Below are 19,196 nucleotides of genomic sequence, written 5' to 3'. Positions count from 1 at the left end.
GTGATCGACACCAGCCCCGTCCTGGACCCCGTCGCGCCGCTGGCCGCCCCAGCCCGGCTGCGGGCCCGCGGCGTCCACCTCTCCTACGACGGCCGGCCGGTCGTGCGAGGCGTCGACCTCGACGTGCCCAGCGGGCGGGTCAGCGTCATCGTCGGCGCCAACGGCTGCGGCAAGTCGACGCTGCTGCGCGGGCTCTCCCGCCTGATGACCCCCACCGAGGGCTGTGTCGAGCTCGACGGCGTCGACCTGCGCCGTGCGCGTCCCCGCGAGGTCGCCCGCACGCTCGGCCTGCTCCCGCAGCAGCCGCTGGCGCCGGAGGGCATCACGGTGGCGGCGCTGGTGGCCCGCGGACGCTTCCCGCACCAGGGCGCCTGGCGGCGCACGGGCGGCGTCGACGCCGCGGCCGTCGCGCACGCGCTCGAGGCCGCCGACCTCGTCGACCTCGCCGGCGCGCGCGTCGAGGAGCTCAGCGGCGGGCAGCGGCAGCGGGTCTGGCTGGCGATGATGCTGGCCCAGGACCCCGACATCATGCTGCTCGACGAGCCCACGACCTTCCTCGACATCGCCCACCAGGTCGACCTGCTCGAGCTGCTGCGGGACCTCAACCACCGCCGCGGCACGACCGTCGTCATGGTGCTGCACGAGCTCTCGCTGGCCGCCCGCTACGCCGACCACCTCGTCGTCATGGCGCAGGGAAGGGTGCTGCGCGAGGGCGCGCCGGCCGACGTGCTCGACGCCGCGTGCGTGCGGGAGGCCTTCGGGCTCGAGGCCCGTGTCGTGCCCGACCCGGTGTCCGGGACGCCGCTGGTGGTGCCGCTGGGCCGGTCGGGGAGCCGGTCGGGGGATCGGTCCGCGGACCGCGATGCGGCCACCGCCTGACCCTGCTGCTAAGGTTAGCCTTACCTAACCCAGACACGCTGGGTCCCTTCCACGAGGAGTGGACGTTGATCCCCCGTTCCCTCACCCGGCGCGCCGCCCTCGGCGCCGCGGCCGCCGTCCTGGCCCTTCCCCTCGCCGCCTGCGGCTCCGACGACTCCGACTCCAGCGAGGCCGGCAGCGACGACCAGCGCTCCGCGTACACGCCGGTGACGATCAAGCACGCCTTCGGCTCCACCACGATCGAGGAGCGCCCCGAGCGCGTCGTCACCTGGGGCTGGGGCAGCAGCGACGCCGCCATCGCGCTCGGCGTCGTCCCCGTCGCGATGCCGAAGAACTCCTACGGCGCCGACTCCGAGGGCTACATGCCGTGGCAGAAGGAGGCGATCGACGAGGCCGTCGCCGAGGACGGCGCCACCGCGCCGACGCTCCTGACCGAGGGCACCGAGCCGCCCTTCGAGGAGATCGCCGCCGCCGCGCCCGACGTGATCCTGGCCAACTACTCCGGCATCACGAAGGCCGACTACGCCAAGCTCGCCCAGATCGCGCCCACCGTCGCCTACCCCGACGAGCCGTGGTCGACCCCGTGGCGCGACGTCATCACCACCGTCGGCCAGGTGCTCGGCGAGGACGCCGAGGCCAAGGACCTGCTCGCCGACATCGACGAGGAGGTCGCCGAGGCCGCGAAGGAGCACCCGGAGTTCCAGGGCCGCACCATCGCCGCCGTGGCCATCGACCCCTCGGCCTTCTACGTCTACACCGGCGCCGACCCGCGCGTGCAGTTCCTCGAGGACCTCGGCTTCACCGTCGCCCCCAGCGTCGCGAAGCTGGCCGGCGATGAGAAGGGCTTCTACATCACGCTCAGCACCGAGCGCCTCGACGAGCTGACCTCCGACGTCCTGCTCTCCTACGTGCCCGACCAGGCCCGCGTCGAGGCCATCGAGAAGGACAAGACCCTCCAGGCCCTCCCGCAGCTGAAGGCCGGCACCGTCGCCTCCGTCGTCGGCGAGTCCTACGTCTCCTCGGTCTCCCCGCCCACCGCCCTCTCCCTCACCTGGGGTCTCGACGCCTTCGTCGACGCCCTGGTGCCGGCGGTGAAGGCGGCGGGCTGACGGGGGCAGCTTCCCCGGATGTCCGGGGAGACTGGACGTTGTCAGGGGAGGCTTCCCCCGACAACGTCCGGTTCTCCCTGACCTGATGCGCGCAGAACGCGGTGCCGACGTCGGCACGCCGGGCTGGCGCGCTGCGAGCCGCGCCGGACGCCGACCGGGCTACCCTGCTGAGGTGACGACCGCCGCCGTGCCGCCGACCGTGGGCGACTACGAGCTCCTCGCCAAGCTCGGCGAGGGCGGCATGGGCGTCGTGCACCTGGCCCGCCGTCCCGGCGGCGACCGCGTCGCGCTCAAGGTGCTGCGTCCCCACGTCGTCGGCGACGACGAGGCCCGCGCCCGGCTGGCCCGCGAGGTCGCCTCCCTCGAGCGCATCCGCAGCCGCTGGGTGGCCGAGATCCTCGACGCCGACCCGTGGGCGCCGGTGCCCTACGTCGCCACCCGCTACGTGCCCGGGCTCTCCCTGCACGACCACGCCCTCGAGGAAGGCCCGATCGGGGGCCCCGACCTCGTCTGGTTCGCCGGCTGCCTGGCCGAGGGCGTCGCGTCGGTGCACGACGTCGGCGTGCTGCACCGCGACGTGAAGCCGTCGAACGTGCTCATGGAGGGCCGCACGCCGATCCTCATCGACTTCGGGCTCGCGCGCGTCGCCGACGACCCCAAGCTCACCCACACCGGCTGGCTGCTGGGCACGCCGGGCTACCTGGCACCGGAGATCCTCTACGGCGACGACGCCACGACCGCCTCCGACGTCCACTCCTGGGCCGCCACCGTGGCCTACGCCGGGCTCGCGCGGCCGCCGTTCGGCCGGGGCCCCGCGATGGCGATCATGGACCGCGTCCGCCGCGGCGAGCACGACCTGCGCGGCCTTCCCGAGGAGCTGACGCGGCTGCTCACCGCCGCGCTCGACCCCGAGCCCGAGCGACGCCCCAGCCTGGAGCAGGTGCTCGACTGGCTGCGACCGCGCACCACCCGCACCGACCTGCCCGTCACCGCGCTGGCCGAGGCCGTCCCGCAGACGGTGCCGCTGGCGGCGGTCCACCGGGCCGGACTCGAGGGCGGCACCGAGGTGATCACGCCGGGCCAGACGCCGGGGGCCGCGGCCTTCGTCCCCCCGGCCGACCCCACGCGTCCCTACACCGTGCTCGACCCGCACGCCGTCGGGCCGTACGTCGATCCTCACCTCGCGCCCGCCGCCGACCCGGCGGACGCCATGCCCACCCAGCAGGTCCCGCTCATCTCCGACCCGTACGCCGACCCGCACGCGGCCCGTCGTCCGGCCGCCCCGGCGAGTCCGGCCGCAGAGCCGCAGGCGGGGGAGACCTCCGAGGGCGAGCCCGACGCCTGGCCCTGGACCTGGGAGGAGCAGCCCGCTCCCGAGAAGGCACCGCTGGCCGAGCGGGCCCGCCGGGTCGTCCTGTGGGTGCTGCTCGGCGGCGTCGTGTCCGCCTGGGCGGTCGCCGCCCCGTGGATCGTCACCGCCCTGGTGCTCGCGCTCGTCTGGCTGCTGCGCACCGGCTCGCACGCCGCGGGCGACCTCGCCGAGCGACGCAGGCTGCGCGGACGTCGCTGGTACGACGTCCCGGCCACGCTGCTCGGCCTGCCCTGGCAGCTCGTCCGCTCGATCCCGAGCACCTTCCTGCTGCAGCTGTGGGCCCTCGGCGTCGCGGCGTCCGGCGCGCTGGTCTGCTACGCGCTCGCCGCCGAGCTCGCCCCCAGCCTCGCGGTCTGCGGTGCGCTCCTCGCGGTGGGCGCCTGGGCCGGGCCCGGCGGCAGCCGGGTGCGCGGCCCGCTCGGCCGCGTCGTGCGGCCCGCTGCCCGTCGTCCCCTCGGGTGGCTGGTGAGCCTCGTGGTCCTCGCCGGCCTGGCCGCCGGGGGAGCGGTGGCCGCGCAGTCGGGCCCGGACTGGGCGCCCGACGACTCCCGTCCGCTCGCCGGACACGACCTCCCCGGCTGGGGCGCTGTGGCACGATGACGCGCATGACGCCGCAGGAGATCCGCATTCCCTAGCGCGCCGAGCACCGCCGGCGCGCCACCTCTCGTTCGCGAGAGGTTTTTTTGTGCCCGCGCCAGCCCGCACGACCAGCACGACCACCCACCGTCCGACCGAGCAGGGGAAGCACCGTGAGCGACCTGACCGCACCGCAGGCCTCCTTCCACGTCTACGACACGACCCTGCGCGACGGCGCGCAGCAGGAGGGCCTGAGCCTGACGGTCGCCGACAAGCTGTCGATCGCGCGGCACCTCGACGGCCTCGGCGTCGGGTTCATCGAGGGCGGCTGGCCGGGCGCCAACCCCAAGGACACCGAGTTCTTCGCGCGCGCCCGCCGTGAGCTCGACCTGCAGCACGCCCAGCTCGCGGCCTTCGGCGCCACCCGTCGGGCCGGCGTCGCCGCCGCCGACGACCCGCTCGTCGCCGCCCTGCGCGAGAGCGGCGCGGGCGTCGTCACGCTGGTGGCGAAGTCCCACGACCGGCACGTCGAGCTGGCGCTGCGCACGACGCTGGAGGAGAACCTGGCGATGGTGCGCGACACCGTCGCCCACCTCCGCGCCGAGGGCCAGCGGGTCTTCCTCGACGCCGAGCACTTCTTCGACGGCTACCGCGCCAACCGCGACTACGCGCTGGAGGTGCTGCGCACCGCCTTCGAGGCCGGCGCGGAGGTCGCCGCGCTGTGCGACACCAACGGCGGGATGCTGCCGCCGTGGGTCTCTGACGTCGTCCAGGACGTCCTGGAGTCCACCGGCGGTCGCGTCGGCATCCACTGCCACAACGACACCGGCTGCGCCGTCGCGAACTCCCTGGCCGCCGTCGACGCCGGCGCCACCCACGTGCAGGGCACCATCAACGGCTACGGCGAGCGCACCGGCAACGCCGACCTCATCTCGGTGGTGGCGAACCTCGAGCTCAAGCTCGACCGTGCCGTGCTCCCCGCCGGCCTGCTGCGCGAGGCCACCCGCATCGCCCACGCCGTCGCGGAGGTCACCAACGTGGCGCCCTCCTCGCGGCAGCCCTACGTCGGCACGTCGGCGTTCGCGCACAAGGCCGGCCTGCACGCCAGCGCCATCAAGGTCGACCCCGACCTCTACCAGCACATGGACCCGCAGGGCGTCGGCAACGACATGCGCCTGCTGGTCTCCGACATGGCCGGGCGCGCGTCGATCGAGCTGAAGGGCAAGGAGCTCGGCTTCGACCTCTCCGGCGAGGACAGCAAGGCGCTGGTCACCCGCGTCACCGAGCGGGTCAAGGTGCTGGAGTCGCGCGGGCACACCTTCGAGGCCGCCGACGCCTCCTTCGAGCTGCTGCTGGCCGAGGAGGTCGAGGGCCGGCGTCCCTCCTACTTCGACGTCGAGTCGTGGCGGGTCATCACCGAGACCCGGCCCGGGGACGACGCGCTCTCCGAGGCCACCGTGAAGCTGATCGCCGACGAGGTGCGCTACGTCGTCACCGGCGAGGGCAACGGCCCGGTCAACGCCCTCGACCAGGCGCTGCGCACCGCGATCGGCCAGGCCTACCCGGCCGTCGCGTCCTTCGAGCTCATCGACTACAAGGTGCGCATCCTCGACCAGGGCCATGGCACCGACGCCATCACCCGCGTGCTCATCGAGACCTCCGACGGCGAGTCGTCGTGGGTCACCGTGGGCGTCGGGGCGAACGTCGTCGAGGCGTCGTGGGGGGCGCTCGTCGACGGGTTCACCTTCGGCCTGCGGCGTCACGGCGCCTGAGCGCCGTCTGGTCCTTGACGGGCCTCAGGCCGGGGGAGCGTCGAGCACGCGGCGGACGAGCTCGGCCCAGGCGTCCTGGACGCGCGCGACAGGGTAGTGCTCCTCGCGCACCTGCTGCACCAGCACCGGCACCTCCAGCGGGGCCAGCAGCGCGGTGGTGAGCAGGGGGAGGTCGCCCACGACGCCGATCTCGCCGAGCAGGTGGCGCACGTGGGTGGCGACGAAGCCGTAGGCGGCCAGGCTGCGCGAGCCGGGGAAGCCGGAGGCCGCGATGAGGTCGGCATGCAGCAGCGTCGCCTCGATGCGGGAGCGACCGAAGGCCAGCAGGCGCTCGCGCGGCGGCGCGCCCGGCCCGAGCGGCGGTGGTCCGGAGAGGACCGAGGCCTGCCAGGCGGTCTCGCTGAAGTCGAGCAGCTGGGCCATGAGGCCCTCGCGGGAGCCGAAGCGCCGGAACACCGTGCCCTTGCCGACGCCGGCCTCGGCGGCCAGGCGGTCCATCGTCACGCTGCAGACCCCGCCGCGCTCGACGAGCCGTCGCGCGGTCTGCAGCAGCAGGGCGCGGTTGCGGACGGCGTCGGCGCGCTCGGCGGGCCGGTCGTCGACCAGCGGGAGGAGCCGACGGCCGGCGTCGGCCCCGGGGGTGCCGGAGTCGTCGGAGCCGATCGGGGGGTGCTCGGTCATAGGACTCCCGACTGTAGGCGCATCGCCGATGCGCAGCGGCCGGGAATACAAACGGACCGCGGTCCGTTTCGAGTGGTCGACCGGCCCGCGCCGGTCGCCGCCACCACTCGTACCCCGTCTCTCCTGAGGTGAAGTCATGACCCGTGTCGCCCTGCTGCTCGGCAGCCTCCGTGCCGACTCCGTGAACCGCAAGATCGCCGAGCTCCTCCGCGACCAGGCGCCCGCCGGCGTCGAGGTCAGCATCGTCGAGGGCCTCGACCAGCTGCCCTTCTACAACGAGGAGCTCGACGGCGCCGAGGTGCCCGCCGCCGTCGCCGCCGTCCGCAAGACCATCGAGGACGCCGACCGCGTGCTCGCCGTCACCCCCGAGTACAACGGCACGATGCCGGCCGTGCTCAACAACGCCATCGACTGGCTCTCGCGCCCCTACGGCGCCGGCGCCATCAAGGCCAAGCCCTTCGGCGTCCTCGGCGCCGCTCCCACCCCGTACGGCGCCAAGTGGTCGCACGCCGACACCGCCCGCTCGGCCGGCATCGCCGGCGCGCTGGTCGTCGAGGACGTCACCGTCTCGCAGTCGACCCTCGAGGTCGACCCGGTCGCCGACGAGGCCACTCGCGCGACCCTGCTCGCCGCCCTGCAGACCCTGGTCGACGCCGACCCGGAGCAGCTCGCGGCCTGACGTCGACCGCAGGGAGTCCCGGGTCTGCGCCGGTCCGGGCTAGGTTCGCCGGGTGGCGACCGACCAGGACCTGCACGACCTGACCGCCCTGCAGCAGGGGGCGCTCGTCCGCGCCGGGGAGATCACCCCGCGCGCGCTCGTCGAGCACCACCTCGCCCGCATCGAGGGGCTCGATCCCGGATCACCCGGGGTCGAGCCCCTCGGCGCGTTCGTCACCGTCACCGCCGAGCAGGCGCTGGCGCGGGCCGACGCGCTGCTGCGCGCTGGGCGCCCCGACGACGCCGGCCCGCTGTGGGGCGTCCCGAGCGCGATCAAGGACCTCCAGCCGACGGCCGGCGTCCCGACGTCGTTCGGCTCGCCGGTCTACGAGGGGCACGTGCCGGAGACCTCCGATCAGGTGGTGCTCTCGATGGAGGGCGCGGGGCTGGTGAGCCTGGGCAAGACCAGCACGCCCGAGCTCGGCTCGCCCTGCTACACCGAGCCGGAGGGCCACCCCGCCGCCGTCACCCCGTGGGACCGCACCCGGATGGCCGGCGGCTCCTCGGGCGGTGCGGCCGCGGCCGTGGCCGCCGGACTCGTCCCGCTCGCGCAGGGCTCGGACGGCGGCGGCTCGATCCGCATCCCGGCCTCGTGCTGCGGGATCGTCGGCCTCAAGCCCTCGCGCGGCCGGGTCAGCGGGGCGCCGACCTACGGCGATCCCGTCGGACTCGCGACACCCGGCTCGCTGGCCCGCACCGTCCGCGACGCCGCCGCGCTGCTCGACGTCCTGGCCGGGCGGCGTCCGGGCGACCCGTCGTGGGCCCCGCCGCCGGCCACCACGTTCCTCGACGCCTGCGAGCGCCCGCCCGGGCGGCTGCGGGTGGCGCTGCTGACCGAGCCGCTCATCGCGGACCCGGACGTCGACCCCGTCTGCCTGCAGGCGGTGGACGACGCGGCGCGGCTGCTGGAGGGGCTCGGCCACGCCGTCGAGCCGATCGGCCGTCCGCTGCCGCGCGAGGCCGTCGCCGACTTCGAGACCTGCTGGGCGGTGCTCACCGCGCTCAGCCCGGTGCCGCCCGAGCGTGCCCACCTGCTGCGTCCGCTCACCGCCTGGCTCGCCGCGCGCGGCCACGCCGTCAGAGGCCCGGACTTCGGGCTCGCCATCGGCGCGCTGAGGCGTCACGCCGCCGCGGCGCTGGAGGCGCTCGCGCCCTTCGACGTCGTCCTCTCCCCGACGCTCGCCGCCCCGCCGCTGCCGGTGGGCGCGCTGCGCGACGACGCCGACCCGGCCGCGGACTTCGAGGCGCAGAAGCGCTTCACGCCGTGGACGAGCGCCTGGAACGTCACCGGCATGCCCGCGGTCTCGCTGCCCCTGCACTGGACCGACGCTGGCCTGCCGGTCGGCGTCATGCTCGCCGCGCGTCCGGCCGAGGACGAGCTGCTGCTGGGGCTGGCGGCCCAGGTCGAGGCGGCCGCGCCGTGGGCCGATCGGCGTCCGCCGCGCTGGTGAGTCTCGGCGCAGCCGCGATTCGGGCGGGATCAGGTCAGGGAGAACTGGACGTTGTCGGGGGAAGCTTCCCCTGACAACGTCCAGTTTCCCCGGACATCCGGGGAAACTGCCCCGCTCAGCCCAGCCACTCCCGAGCCCCGGCGACGAACTCCGCACGGGGGAGTCGACCCGAGCCGGCGGGGAGGACGCCGAGGAGGGGGGTGGCGGTGACGCGGGGGAGCTCGGTGCGGTTGACGCCCTCGGCGAGGTCGGGCTGCTCGGGCCACGAGCCGATGACCAGGCCGGCGGGCTCGAGGCCGCGGGCGCGCAGCGCGCCGACGGTGAGCTCGGCGACGTTGAGGGTGCCCAGGGCGCTGGCGACGACCACGACCACCTCGACGACGACGTCGTCGGGCGCCTGCGCCTGCAGGTGGGCGGCGAGGTCGAGGAGGGTGCCGCCGTCGGTGTCGAGGCGCACGAGCAGACCGCCGGCGCCCTCGACGATCACGGTGTCGTGGTCGGCGGCGAGCGCCAGGATGCGCGGCACGTAGGAGGCCACCGGCGGCAGCGTGATGCCGGCGCGGCGCGCGGCGGAGTCGGGGGCGAGCGGCTCGTCGAGCTCGGTCCAGGTCTGCACCTCGACGCCGGTGAGGCGGTGCACGGTGTCGGCGTCGGTGGGGTCGCCGTCGGCGATGCCGGTCTGCGCGGGCTTCACCACGACGACGCGGCCGGCGTCGCTCGCCCGTGCGGCGAGCGCGGCGGTGGCGATGGTCTTGCCGACCTCGGTGCCGGTGCCGGTGACGACGATGACGCGGGTGCTCACTGGTGCTCCTTGACGACGGCGACGAGGACCTCGACGGCCCGGTCCCACGCGGCCTCGGGGACGCCCGCGCTGCCGGTGATGCGCAGGCGGGAGACGCCGTCGGGCACCGACGGCGGGCGGAAGCAGCCGACGCGGACGCCGGCGGCGAGCGCGGCGGCCTGGGCGGCCACGGCCACCTGGGGGCTGGGCATCGGCACCGACAGCACCGCGCCGGCGGGCGGCTCGACGCCGAGCGCGGCGGCGAGGTCGTCGACGCGGGTGCGCACGCGGTGGGCCAGCTCGGGCTCGGAGCGCAGGATCCGCAGCGCCTCGAGCGCGCCGCCGGCGGCGGCGGGGGCGAGGCCGGTGTCGAAGATGAACGGCCGCGCGCGGTTGACCAGGTGGTCGATGAGCGCGGGGGAGCCGAGCACGGCCCCGCCCTGGCTGCCCAGCGCCTTGGAGAGGGTCAGGGTGACGACGACGTGCGGCGCGCCCGCGAGCCCGGCCCGCTCGACGACGCCCGCGCCGTGCACCCCGAGGCCGTGCGCCTCGTCGACGACCAGCAGCGCGCCGTGGTCCTCGCACACCGCCGCCAGCTCGCGCAGGGGCGCCTCGTCGCCGAGCACGGAGTAGATCGACTCGGCGAGCACCAGCGTCCGCTCCCCGCCGCCGGCGGCCAGGGCGTCGGCGACGGCCTCCACCGAGGAGTGCGGGACGACGGTGAGCCCGGCCTTGGAGAGCCGCACGGCGTCGACCAGCGAGGCGTGGATGTGGGCGTCGGAGACGACGTGGCAGTCGCGGTCGACCAGCGCGGTGACGACGGCGAGGTTGGCGTGGTAGCCGGTGGAGAAGGTGAGGGCGGCCGGCTGCCCGAGGTGCTCGGCCAGCTCGCGCTCGAGGGTCTCGTGCAGCGCGAGGGTGCCGGTGACCAGCCGCGACGCACCGGCGCCGGCGCCCCAGGCGAGCGCCGCGTCGGCGGCGGCCCGCGTCACGCGGGGGTCGCGGGCCAGGCCGAGGTAGTCGTTGCCGGCGAGGTCGATGGTGGTGTCGTCGACGGCCCGCGGACGCAGCGAGCGTCGCAGGCCTGCGGCCTCCCGCGCGGCCGCCTGGTCGGCCAGCCACTCCCCCCAGGAGACGTCGGCGCCGTAGCCCTCGTCCATCAGGCCACCTCGCTGGCTCGGGCCACCGCGCGGCAGATCCGGGCGACGTCGTCGTCGGAGGTGACGTAGGGCGGCATCGTGTAGATCAGGTCGCGGAAGGGGCGCAGCCACACGCCCTCCTCGGCGGCGGCGTCGGCGGCCTTCGCACCGTCGACGGGGTGGTCGAGCTGCACGACGCCGACCGCGCCGAGCGTGCGCACGTCGGCGACGCCCGGGGTGCCGCGCAGCGGCTCGAGCCCGGCGCGCAGTCCGGCGCCGACGCGGGCCACGTTGGCCGACCAGTCGCTGCTCTCGAGGAGGTCGAGGCTGGCCAGCGCGACGGCGCAGGCCAGCGGGTTGCCCATGAACGTGGGCCCGTGCATGAGGACGCCGGACTCCGAGGCCGAGAGGCCGCGGGCGACCTCGCCGGTGCACAGCACCGCGGCCATCGTCAGGTAGCCGCCGGTGAGGGCCTTGCCGAGCGCGAGGACGTCGGGGGCCACCCCGGCGGCATCGGCGGCGAAGAGGGTGCCAGCGCGGCCCAGGCCGGTGGCGATCTCGTCGAAGACCAGCACCAGGCCGTGCTCGTCGGCCACCTCGCGCAGCACCCGCAGGCAGGCGGCCGGGTAGGTCCACATGCCGCCGGCGCCCTGCAGCAGCGGCTCGACGACGACGCCGGCCAGCTCGTGGGCGTGCGCGGCGGCGAGGGCGCGGACGCCGTCGGCCCAGGCGGCGATCGTCGCCTCGTCGGCGTCGTGCGCGGGGGGTCGGTCGGCGAAGACGTGCTGGGGGAGCACGTCGGCGAACATCGAGTGCATCCCGCCGACGGGGTCGCACACGCCCATGACCCCGAAGGTGTCGCCGTGGTAGCCGCCGCGGACGCTGAGCATCCGGGTGCGCTCGGGGCGGCCCAGGCCGCGCTGGTGCTGCAGCACCATCTTGAGCGCGACCTCCATGCTCACCGAGCCGGAGTCGGCGAGGAAGACGTGCTCGAGGCCGGCGGGGGTGATCTCCACCAGCCGATGCCCCAGGCGGATCGCCGGCTCGTGGGTCAGCCCGCCGAACATGACGTGCGCCATCCGGCCGGCCTGCTCGGCCAGCGCGGCGTTGAGCACCGGGTGGTTGTAGCCGTGCACGGCCGCCCACCACGACGACATCCCGTCGACGAGCTCGCGGCCGTCGGCCAGGCGCAGGCGGACGCCGTCGGCGCCGGTGACCAGGCGCACCGGCGCGGGGTCGGTCATCGAGGTGTAGGGGTGCCAGACGTGCTCGCGGTCGTAGGCCAGCAGCTCGGCGGGGGTGGTGCCGAGGGGCGCACGTCCGCGGTCAGGGTCGGCGGCGGCGTTCGGGGACATCTGGACGATCCTAGGTTTCGGCGGCCCTCGCGACCCGGGCGGCCCAGGGCGTGAGCGGCCCGGATGTGACCTCGCCCTCGACGTCGCCACGCCGGCCGAGGACCCCTGGTGGTGGGAGGTGCGGGGCGCGCGGCTCAGGCGTTGGGCGCGAGCTCCGTGCCGGCGCCACGACGACGGATCGCGGGGTCGACGGCGGTGCGCTCGGCGGCGGTCTCGGCCAGGTGCTCCTCGGAGCCCAGGACGACGAAGCCGTTGTCGCGGATGAGCTCGAGGTCGGCCTCGGCGGCCTGGCCCTCGGAGGTGAGGTAGTCGCCGAGGAAGATCGAGTTGGCCACGTGCAGCGCGAGGCCCTGCAGCGAGCGCAGGTGCATCTCGCGTCCGCCGGCGATGCGGATCTCCTTGTCGGGGCACACGAAGCGCGCCATCGCGAGGATCTTCACGCAGCGGGTGGGGTCGAGCTCCCAGGTGTTCTCGTACGGGGTGCCGTCGAAGGGCATGAGGAAGTTGATCGGGATGGAGTCGGAGTCGAGCTCCTTGAGCGCGAACAGCGCCTCGACGAGCTGCTCGTCGCTCTCGCCCAGACCGGCGATGAGGCCCGAGCACGGCGAGAGGCCGGCGGACTTCGCCTTGCCGACGGTGTCGACGCGGTCGGCGTAGGTGTGGGTCTGCACGATCTCGTCGTGGTGGGACTCGGCGGTGTTGATGTTGTGGTTGTAGGCGTCGACGCCGGCGGCCTTGAGGCGCTCGGCCTGGCCCTCCTTGAGCAGGCCCAGGCAGGCGCAGACCTCGACCTCGGGGTGCTCGCCCTTGATGGCGCCGACCATGTCGGTGACGCGGTCGATGTCGCGGTTGGTGGGGCCACGGCCCGAGGAGACCATGCAGACGCGGGTGGCGCCGCCCTTGAGACCGGCCGCGGCCTGCTCGAGCGCCTCGCCGGTCTGCAGCCACTTGTACTTCAGGATGTCGGCGGTGGAGCCGACGGCCTGGCTGCAGTAGTTGCAGTTCTCCGGGCACAGACCCGACTTGAGGTTGACCAGGTAGTTGACCTTGACGGTGTTGCCGAAGTGCTCGCGGCGCAGGCGCGAGGCGGCGGCGACGACGTCGAGCAGCTCGGCGTCGTGGGCCCGCAGCACGGCGAGGGCGTCGTCCGCGGTGGCGGGCTTGCCGTCGAGCACGGCGCTCGCGAGCTGGTCGAAGAAGGTCATGCGGGTTCTCCTCAGGGTCTGCTGCGGACGGTCCAGTATGGCGGTGCGGGCTCGACGCCGGTGCAGCGGTCCGAACCCCGGTTGGCCGACGCGCGGGCCCTCACGGCTCGATGATCGCGCCGGACTGCTCGGCGAGGACGATGGCGCCGGCGAGGTCGAGGCGGGTACGCGCCAGGCGGGCGGAGGCGAGGTCGACGCCGTCGAGCCGGGCGCCGCGCAGGTCGGCTCCGGCGAGCTCGGCCTCGCGGAGGGTGGCGCCGGTGAGGTCGGCGTCGCGCAGCACGGCGTCGCGCAGCACGGCCATCGAGAGGTCGGCCTCGCGCAGGTCGAGGCCGGTGAGGTCGAGGCGGGAGAGATCGGCGCCGCGCAGCGACACCCCGCGCCACTGGCCGCCGATGACCCGCATCGGCCGCAGCGTGCCGCCCTCGAAGCTCGTGCCGGTGAGCTTGCAGCCCTCCCAGGTGGAGTCGAAGAGGTGGCAGCGCCCGAGGGTGCAGCCGACCAGCGCGGTGGTGTGGTGCGCCGAGGAGTTGAACCGGCAGCCGTCGAAGACGCAGCCCTCGAACACCGTGCCGCGGGTGGTGACCTCGCTGAGGTCGACGCGGTCGAAGCGACAGTCGACGAACCGGACCGGGCCGATCTCCAGGCCGTACCAGTCGCACTGGCTGAACACGACGCCCTCCGCGCCCTCGGCGGGCGGCGCGTCGGCGTGGGGGTCAGCCATCGACGTCGGCCACGCTGCCGCCGGTGCGCCAGTAGACGGCGTCCTCGCGGGAGAGCAGCCCCTCGATCACCAGGTAGCGGCGCAGCGCGGCGTGGTCGGGGTGGCGACGGGTCAGCACCTCGACGACCTCCGCCTCCGGGTAGCGGCGGCCCGGCTCGAAGTCCTGGACGAGCCAGTCGAGCACGACCAGCTGCTTGGAGCGCTTGCTGGGGATGGTGTGCAGGCGGCCGTCGTCGTCGAGGAACCCGCGCAGCACGCGCTGCCCCTCGGGGCTGTGGCAGGAGACCGAGTCCATGCGGAGCAACCTACGGCCCCCTGCCGACAGCCCGCGCCGTCAGCCGTGGACCAGCGGGCTGTCGAGCCACCCGGCGTAGAGGAACGACGACGCCTGGTCGTCCAGGCTCACCATCGTGCGCGGGTTGCGCAGCTGTAGCCGGTTGAGGCAGGAGTGCCGGAACCGCGGTCGCAGCAGGTCGTAGTGCGCGACGGCGTCGGCCAGCTCGGGGTGGTCGGCGGCGTGCTCCTCGATCACGGCGCGGGTCAGCGCCCAGAACCGCTCGACGTCGAGCAGGCCGGCGTCCTGGGCCAGGGCGGCGAGGTGGCGCAGGACGCCGTCGACGACGTCGGTGAGGATCGGCAGCGCCCGCTCGTCGTCGCCGACCAGCATCCGCACCCGCTCGCAGGCCTCCGGCAGCGGACGCTCGGAGAGCACCGCGATCTCCTCGCCGACGTCCTTGCCGATCGTGCGCACCACCCGGTGCTCGCGCAGCACGACGATGACGTTCTCGCCGTGCGGCATGAACGCGAGGTCGTGGGCCAGCAGGCAGTGGACGAGCGGACGCACGTAGGCCCGCAGCAGGTCGGCCAGCCACGCCTCGGGCGACAGCCCGGAGGCCTCGATCAGCGCGGCCAGCAGCGGGACGCCGTCGGGGTCGCGGTGCAGCATCGCGGCCAGCGTCATCGCCCGCTCGCCCTCGGCCAGCCGGGTCGAGACGTTCTCGCGCCACAGCGCGGCCACCATCTTGCGCTGGGGCGCGGACGCGGTGGCGTCGGTGGCGTGGAAGACGTCGCCGGTGTACCCGATCGCGGCCCGCTCGCGCAGCACCTCGAAGCCGCTCGAGCGCAGCTCGGGGTCGGAGGTCACCAGCGCGTGCACCCAGTCGTTGATGGCCGGGGTGTCGGCCATGTAGGCCGGGGACAGGCCGCGGGTGAAGCCCATCGTGCGCACGGCCACGGCGGTCTTGACGTAGGGCCGCGTCGGGTCGTCGACGTCGGCCATCGTCCGCAGCGACTGCAGCGGCACGTGGACGGCGTCGCCCTCGCCGAGGTGCACCAGGTCGCGTCGCGCGAGGTCGGGGGCGAAGGTCGTCGTCAGCGTGTGCTCCCACTGCCAGGGGTGCGCCGGGAGCAGGTGGTAGTCGGCCGGGTCGAGGCCCAGGCCGCGCAGCCGTGCGTCGAACCGGTCACGGCACTCCTTGCCCGGCAGCAGCGTCTCCACCTCGACTCCCTCCCCGAGGGAGAGCAGCGTCGCGTCGCGGCGGGCGGCCAGCCACTGCAGCCGCAGCCCGGCGGCCGACTCGGGGGAGTGGCGGTGCTGGTCGGTGACGCCGAAGCCGATGCGGCCGCTGTTGGCGATGAACCCGGGGTGCCCGTCGGTCATGGCGCCCTCGACGGTCAGGTGGTCGGCGTCGGCCAGCGCGCGGGCCGACGGGCCGGGGTGGGCCAGTCGCCAGCAGCGTCCGGCCAGCGTGGTCGCGAGCTCCTCGAGGTACAGCGGCAGGACGCCGTCGCCGAGCGGCAGCACGTCGACGAGGTCGAGCACGAGGCGCTGGACGTCGAGCTCGGTGGGCGCGCCGTCGACGAGCCGCTCGACGCTGTCGGGCTCGATCGCCCAGTGCTCGCCGGGCTGCACCTGTGCGTGGAAGCGGTACTCCACGCCGAGGCCGTCGACGACCCACGCGTCGGCGTCGCGGCGCGGCGTCAGCACCCGCTCGTGGCTCAGCTCACCGAGCGCCTTGGTGACCAGGTGGCGCTGGGCGGCGGCGAGCACGTCGGGACGCAGGTGGTCGTCGACGCGCGGACGTCGCTGCTCGTGCACGGCGCGCTCGAGCACGCTGAGCGCGGCGGTCTTGGTGGCCAGCGGCACCTCGCGCAGCACCCGGAACCCGGCCTCGGCGTTGCGACGCGCGATGGCCTCGTTGCGCACGTCGGGCTCGACGACGACGCGCCGCACCGTCGGATCGGCGAAGCAGGCGTCGAGCACGGCGGCCATGACGGCGCGGGTGTGGCCGGGCACCCGGCGACGGGGTGGGGCCAGCAGCACGTGCATGCCGAGGTCGCCGGGCTCCAGCTCGTCGAGGTGGGCGATCTCCGAGGCCTGCGCCAGCGCGGGGTCGTAGAGCTCGGCGAGGAACGCCGGCTCGCCGTCGACCCGCCCCAGCAGGACGCGGTGGTGCGGGTCGGCGAGCAGCGCCTCGTGGGCCTCGCGCACCTCGGCGGGCGTGGCGTCGCCCATCTGCCAGAACACCGCACGCGGGTGGGTGACCCACGCGTGGAGGGTGGCGACGGTGGCGTCGTCGAGCACCAGCGGCTCCAAGGTCAGGCCGGTCCTCATCGCAGCGCTCCCGCCCGCTCGCGGCCCGGCAGGACCTCGAGGCCCTGCGGCACGCCGAAGGTCTGCACGGCCACCCGCTCCTCGATCGGGTAGACCTCGCGGCCGAGCACCTCGCGCAGGATGATCGAGCTGCGGTGGGCGCCCATCCCGAGGTCGGGGGCCACCAGTCCGTGGGTGTGGGACTCGGCGTTCTGCACGTAGATCTCTCCTCCGGCGCGGTCGACCGCGTAGTGGGGGCTGACGTCGTAGCGACCCTGCGCGTCCAGCCGCAGCCGATCGCGGACGGGGTCGAGGAACGACGGGACGGGGGTGGCGTAGCCGGTGCCGAGCACCAGGCCGTCGGTGGCGACCTCGAACGGCTCGTCGAGGTCGCGCTGGCGCAGCGTCAGACGGTGCTCGCGACCGTCCCAGACGGCGTCCTCGAGCGCGCAGCCGGCCGCCAGCGTCGTGCGCGGCCCGTGGCCGAGCGCGCGCAGGCGGTGGTGCAGGTCGGAGATCTCGTCGATCAGGTCGGCGCTGATGCCGCGGTAGAGCGACTGGTGCTCCTCGAGGCGCTGGTCGCGCAGGCGCGGCGGGAGCGCATGGAAGTACGCGGTGTGCTCGGGCGAGGTGAGCTCGAGGGTGAGCTTGGTGTACTCCAGCGGGAAGAACCGGGCGCTGCGCGTGAGCCAGACCAGCTCGTAGTCGTGCTCGGGGCTGGCGGCGAGGAGGTCGCGGTAGACCTCGGCGGCGCTCTGGCCGCTGCCCACGATCGTGATCCGGCGGCAGCGCTGCAGCCGCTCGCGGTGACGCAGGTAGTCGCCGGTGTGCGTCCACGGCCCGCCGGCGCGCCGCACGACGTCGGGCACCTGCGGCTGGGAGCCGACGCCGAGCACGAGGCGTCGGGTGCGCAGCGTCTCCCCGCCGGCGGTGCGGACGACGTAGGCCTCGCCGTCGTGCTCGACGCTGGTGACCGGCCAGCCGAAGCGCACCGAGGCCAGCTGCTCGGCCACCCAGCGGCAGTAGTCGGAGTACTCCCGGCGCAGCGGGTGCCAGTGCTCGCGCAGGTAGAAGGGGTAGATCCGGCCGGTGGCCTTGAGCCAGGCCAGGAACGACCAGCGCGACGTCGGGTCGGCCAGCGTCACGAGGTCGGCGAGGAACGGCACCTGCAGGGTGGCGTCGTCGAGCATGAGGCCGGGGTGCCACTCGAAGCGCGGGCGCGCCTCGAGGAACACCGCGTCGAGGTCGTCGATCGGCTCGGCGAGCGCCGCTAGGCCGAGGTTGAACGGACCCAGGCCGATGCCGACGAGGTCGTGCACGTGGCCGCTCATGCGCGGGCTCCCGCGGTCGCGGCTGCGCGCGTCCGGCGGTCGGCGGCGGAGGCGATCTCCTCGACGATGGCGCGGACGTCGTCGAGCCCGGCCATCGGGTTGAGCAGCGTGAGCTTGAGCCAGCGGCGTCCGTCGACCCGGGTGGAGGCAACGAGCGCGCGGCCCTCGCGGGCGAGGTCGTGGCGCACGAGCGGCACGAGGGCGTCGACGGCGTCGGCGGCGGCAGGGGAGTCGTCGGCTGGACGCGGACGCAGCAGCAGCGTGGAGAGCTCGGGGGCGGCCCGCAGCTCGATGCGCGGGTCGTCGACGAGGTCGGCGTGCGCCGCGCGGGCCAGCTCGACGAGCGCGTCGACGTAGGAGCCGAGGGTCTCGGCGCCGATCAGCCGCAGGGTCAGCCACAGCTTGAGGGGGTCGAAGCGGCGGGTGGTCTGGAGGGTCTTGGCCACCTGGTCGGCCGGGCGGACGCCGGTGCCGCCGCCGTCGGCGGGGTTGAGGTAGTCGGCGTGCCAGGCGACGTGGCGCAGGTGGTCGGCCTGGCGCACGACGATCGCGCTGCAGGCCACCGGCTGGAAGAACGTCTTGTGGAAGTCGACGGTGGCGGAGTCGGCGCGCTCGACGCCGGCCAGCCGGCCGCGGTGCCGGGCCGAGAGCAGCAGCCCGCCGCCGTAGGCGGCGTCGACGTGCAGCCAGGGGCGATGGGCGTCGGGGTGGGTGGCGACGTGCTCGTCGAGCACGGCGGCGATCGCCTCGATCGGGTCGATGGCGCCGTGGTCGGTGGTGCCGGCGGTGGCGACGACGGCCGCGGGCACCAGCCCGGCGGCGAGGATCGCCTCGAGGCTGCGGGCCAGGGCGACGGGATCCATGCGGCGGCGGGCGTCGACGGGCACGCTGAGGACCGCGTCGGGGGCCAGGCCCAGCAGGCGCGCGGCGCGGTCGACGCTCATGTGGGCGTCGGCCGAGGCCAGCACGCGCAGGCGCTCCAGCGGCGCGCCGGTGCGCTCGCGGGCGTGGTCGCGGGCCAGGTGCAGGCCCTGCAGGTTCGAGGTGGTGCCGCCGGGGGTGAACACGCCGTCGGCGCGGTCGGCGTCGAAGCCCAGGAGGCCGGCGGTCCAGCCGATGAGCCGCTGCTCGATGAACGTGGCGCCCATCGACTGGTCGACGGTGTCGATGCTCGGGTTCACCGTGGCGGTGAGGAGCTCGGCGAGCACGGCCGGCGCGACGATCGGGCAGTTGAGGTGGGCGGCGTAGCCGGGCTCGTGGAACCACACGGCGTCGTCGAGCCACACGGCGTCGAGCTCGGCGAGCGCGGCGGCCGGGTCGGCCAGCGGACGGTCGAGGTCGACGGCGGCCACGCGGGCCGCGACCTCGGCGGGGTCGGCGCCGGTGTGCGGCCGGGTGGCCGCGGCGAGCCGGCCGTGCAGGTGCGTGAGGCCGGTGCGCAGCAGGGCGTCGAGGTGGTCGGCGGTGCGCGCGTGGACGAGGTGCCGCGCGTCGGGAGAGGGGGGCATGAA

The 19,196-nt window shown here is 75.0% G+C and carries 16 protein-coding genes; 6 read left to right on the top strand and 10 right to left on the bottom strand.

The features are described 5' to 3' along the window. From ACZDWJ_RS01945 to cimA, 4 genes are all read left to right on the top strand, one after another. Entirely contained in the window at positions 1–879 is an 879-nt protein-coding gene (locus ACZDWJ_RS01945; protein ID WP_463519227.1) for an ABC transporter ATP-binding protein, read from the top strand. Positions 880–944: 65 nt separating this feature from the next. Further along, positions 945–1,988, top strand: a complete 1,044-nt coding sequence (locus ACZDWJ_RS01940) for an iron-siderophore ABC transporter substrate-binding protein (protein WP_463519226.1) — start codon at positions 945–947, stop codon at positions 1,986–1,988. A 172-nt stretch (positions 1,989–2,160) separates the two neighbouring features. Continuing rightward, positions 2,161–3,960, top strand: a complete 1,800-nt coding sequence (locus ACZDWJ_RS01935; protein ID WP_463519225.1) for a serine/threonine-protein kinase — start codon at positions 2,161–2,163, stop codon at positions 3,958–3,960. Between the two features lie 149 nt (positions 3,961–4,109). Then, positions 4,110–5,708, top strand: a complete 1,599-nt coding sequence (gene cimA, locus ACZDWJ_RS01930; protein ID WP_463519224.1) for a citramalate synthase — start codon at positions 4,110–4,112, stop codon at positions 5,706–5,708. Between the two features lie 24 nt (positions 5,709–5,732). Here cimA and ACZDWJ_RS01925 read toward each other — a convergent pair whose 3' ends face one another. Next, positions 5,733–6,389 carry a TetR/AcrR family transcriptional regulator gene (locus ACZDWJ_RS01925; RefSeq protein WP_463519223.1) on the bottom strand — a complete coding sequence of 219 codons (657 nt, stop codon included), beginning with the start codon at positions 6,387–6,389 and terminating at the stop codon, positions 5,733–5,735. 136 nt (positions 6,390–6,525) lie between these two features. Here ACZDWJ_RS01925 and ACZDWJ_RS01920 point away from each other — a divergent pair, with 136 nt between their 5' ends. Beyond that, a complete protein-coding gene (locus tag ACZDWJ_RS01920; RefSeq protein ID WP_463519222.1) occupies positions 6,526–7,068 on the top strand; it encodes an NAD(P)H-dependent oxidoreductase in 543 nt (180 codons plus the stop codon). Between the two features lie 52 nt (positions 7,069–7,120). Further along, positions 7,121–8,557, top strand: a complete 1,437-nt coding sequence (locus tag ACZDWJ_RS01915) for an amidase (RefSeq protein ID WP_463519221.1) — start codon at positions 7,121–7,123, stop codon at positions 8,555–8,557. A 115-nt stretch (positions 8,558–8,672) separates the two neighbouring features. Here ACZDWJ_RS01915 and bioD read toward each other — a convergent pair whose 3' ends face one another. The 9 genes from bioD to ACZDWJ_RS01870 all read right to left on the bottom strand — a co-directional run bounded on the left by bioD (position 8,673) and on the right by ACZDWJ_RS01870 (position 19,193). Beyond that, positions 8,673–9,359 (bottom strand): dethiobiotin synthase, encoded by a 687-nt coding sequence (bioD, locus tag ACZDWJ_RS01910; protein ID WP_463519220.1) that lies wholly within the window; start codon positions 9,357–9,359, stop codon positions 8,673–8,675. Then, complete coding sequence (locus ACZDWJ_RS01905; RefSeq protein ID WP_463519219.1) at positions 9,356–10,498, bottom strand: 8-amino-7-oxononanoate synthase; 1,143 nt, start codon at positions 10,496–10,498, stop codon at positions 9,356–9,358. Before ACZDWJ_RS01905 ends, bioD begins: the two co-directional genes overlap by 4 nt. Next, positions 10,498–11,832, bottom strand: coding sequence for an adenosylmethionine--8-amino-7-oxononanoate transaminase (locus ACZDWJ_RS01900; protein ID WP_463519218.1), 1,335 nt, complete (start codon positions 11,830–11,832; stop codon positions 10,498–10,500). The genes ACZDWJ_RS01905 and ACZDWJ_RS01900 overlap by 1 nt, the downstream gene beginning before the upstream one ends. Positions 11,833–11,966: 134 nt before the next feature. Then, positions 11,967–13,037 carry a biotin synthase BioB gene (bioB, locus tag ACZDWJ_RS01895; protein ID WP_463519217.1) on the bottom strand — a complete coding sequence of 357 codons (1,071 nt, stop codon included), beginning with the start codon at positions 13,035–13,037 and terminating at the stop codon, positions 11,967–11,969. Positions 13,038–13,137: 100 nt separating this feature from the next. Beyond that, positions 13,138–13,761: a pentapeptide repeat-containing protein gene (locus ACZDWJ_RS01890; protein WP_463519216.1), complete on the bottom strand. Its 624-nt coding sequence runs from the start codon at positions 13,759–13,761 to the stop codon at positions 13,138–13,140. After that, complete coding sequence (locus ACZDWJ_RS01885) at positions 13,754–14,056, bottom strand: DUF2087 domain-containing protein (protein WP_463519215.1); 303 nt, start codon at positions 14,054–14,056, stop codon at positions 13,754–13,756. The genes ACZDWJ_RS01890 and ACZDWJ_RS01885 overlap by 8 nt, the downstream gene beginning before the upstream one ends. A gap of 39 nt (positions 14,057–14,095) precedes the next feature. After that, positions 14,096–16,375: a GNAT family N-acetyltransferase gene (locus tag ACZDWJ_RS01880; protein WP_463519214.1), complete on the bottom strand. Its 2,280-nt coding sequence runs from the start codon at positions 16,373–16,375 to the stop codon at positions 14,096–14,098. Then, positions 16,372–17,685 (bottom strand): lysine N(6)-hydroxylase/L-ornithine N(5)-oxygenase family protein, encoded by a 1,314-nt coding sequence (locus ACZDWJ_RS01875; protein ID WP_463519213.1) that lies wholly within the window; start codon positions 17,683–17,685, stop codon positions 16,372–16,374. The genes ACZDWJ_RS01880 and ACZDWJ_RS01875 overlap by 4 nt, the downstream gene beginning before the upstream one ends. Then, positions 17,682–19,193 carry a pyridoxal phosphate-dependent decarboxylase family protein gene (locus ACZDWJ_RS01870; protein WP_463519212.1) on the bottom strand — a complete coding sequence of 504 codons (1,512 nt, stop codon included), beginning with the start codon at positions 19,191–19,193 and terminating at the stop codon, positions 17,682–17,684. Before ACZDWJ_RS01870 ends, ACZDWJ_RS01875 begins: the two co-directional genes overlap by 4 nt. Positions 19,194–19,196 lie beyond the last annotated feature (3 nt).

The organism is Nocardioides sp. B129/18 (genome assembly GCF_055282735.1).
This window is presented reverse-complemented; position numbering and strand designations above follow the sequence as displayed.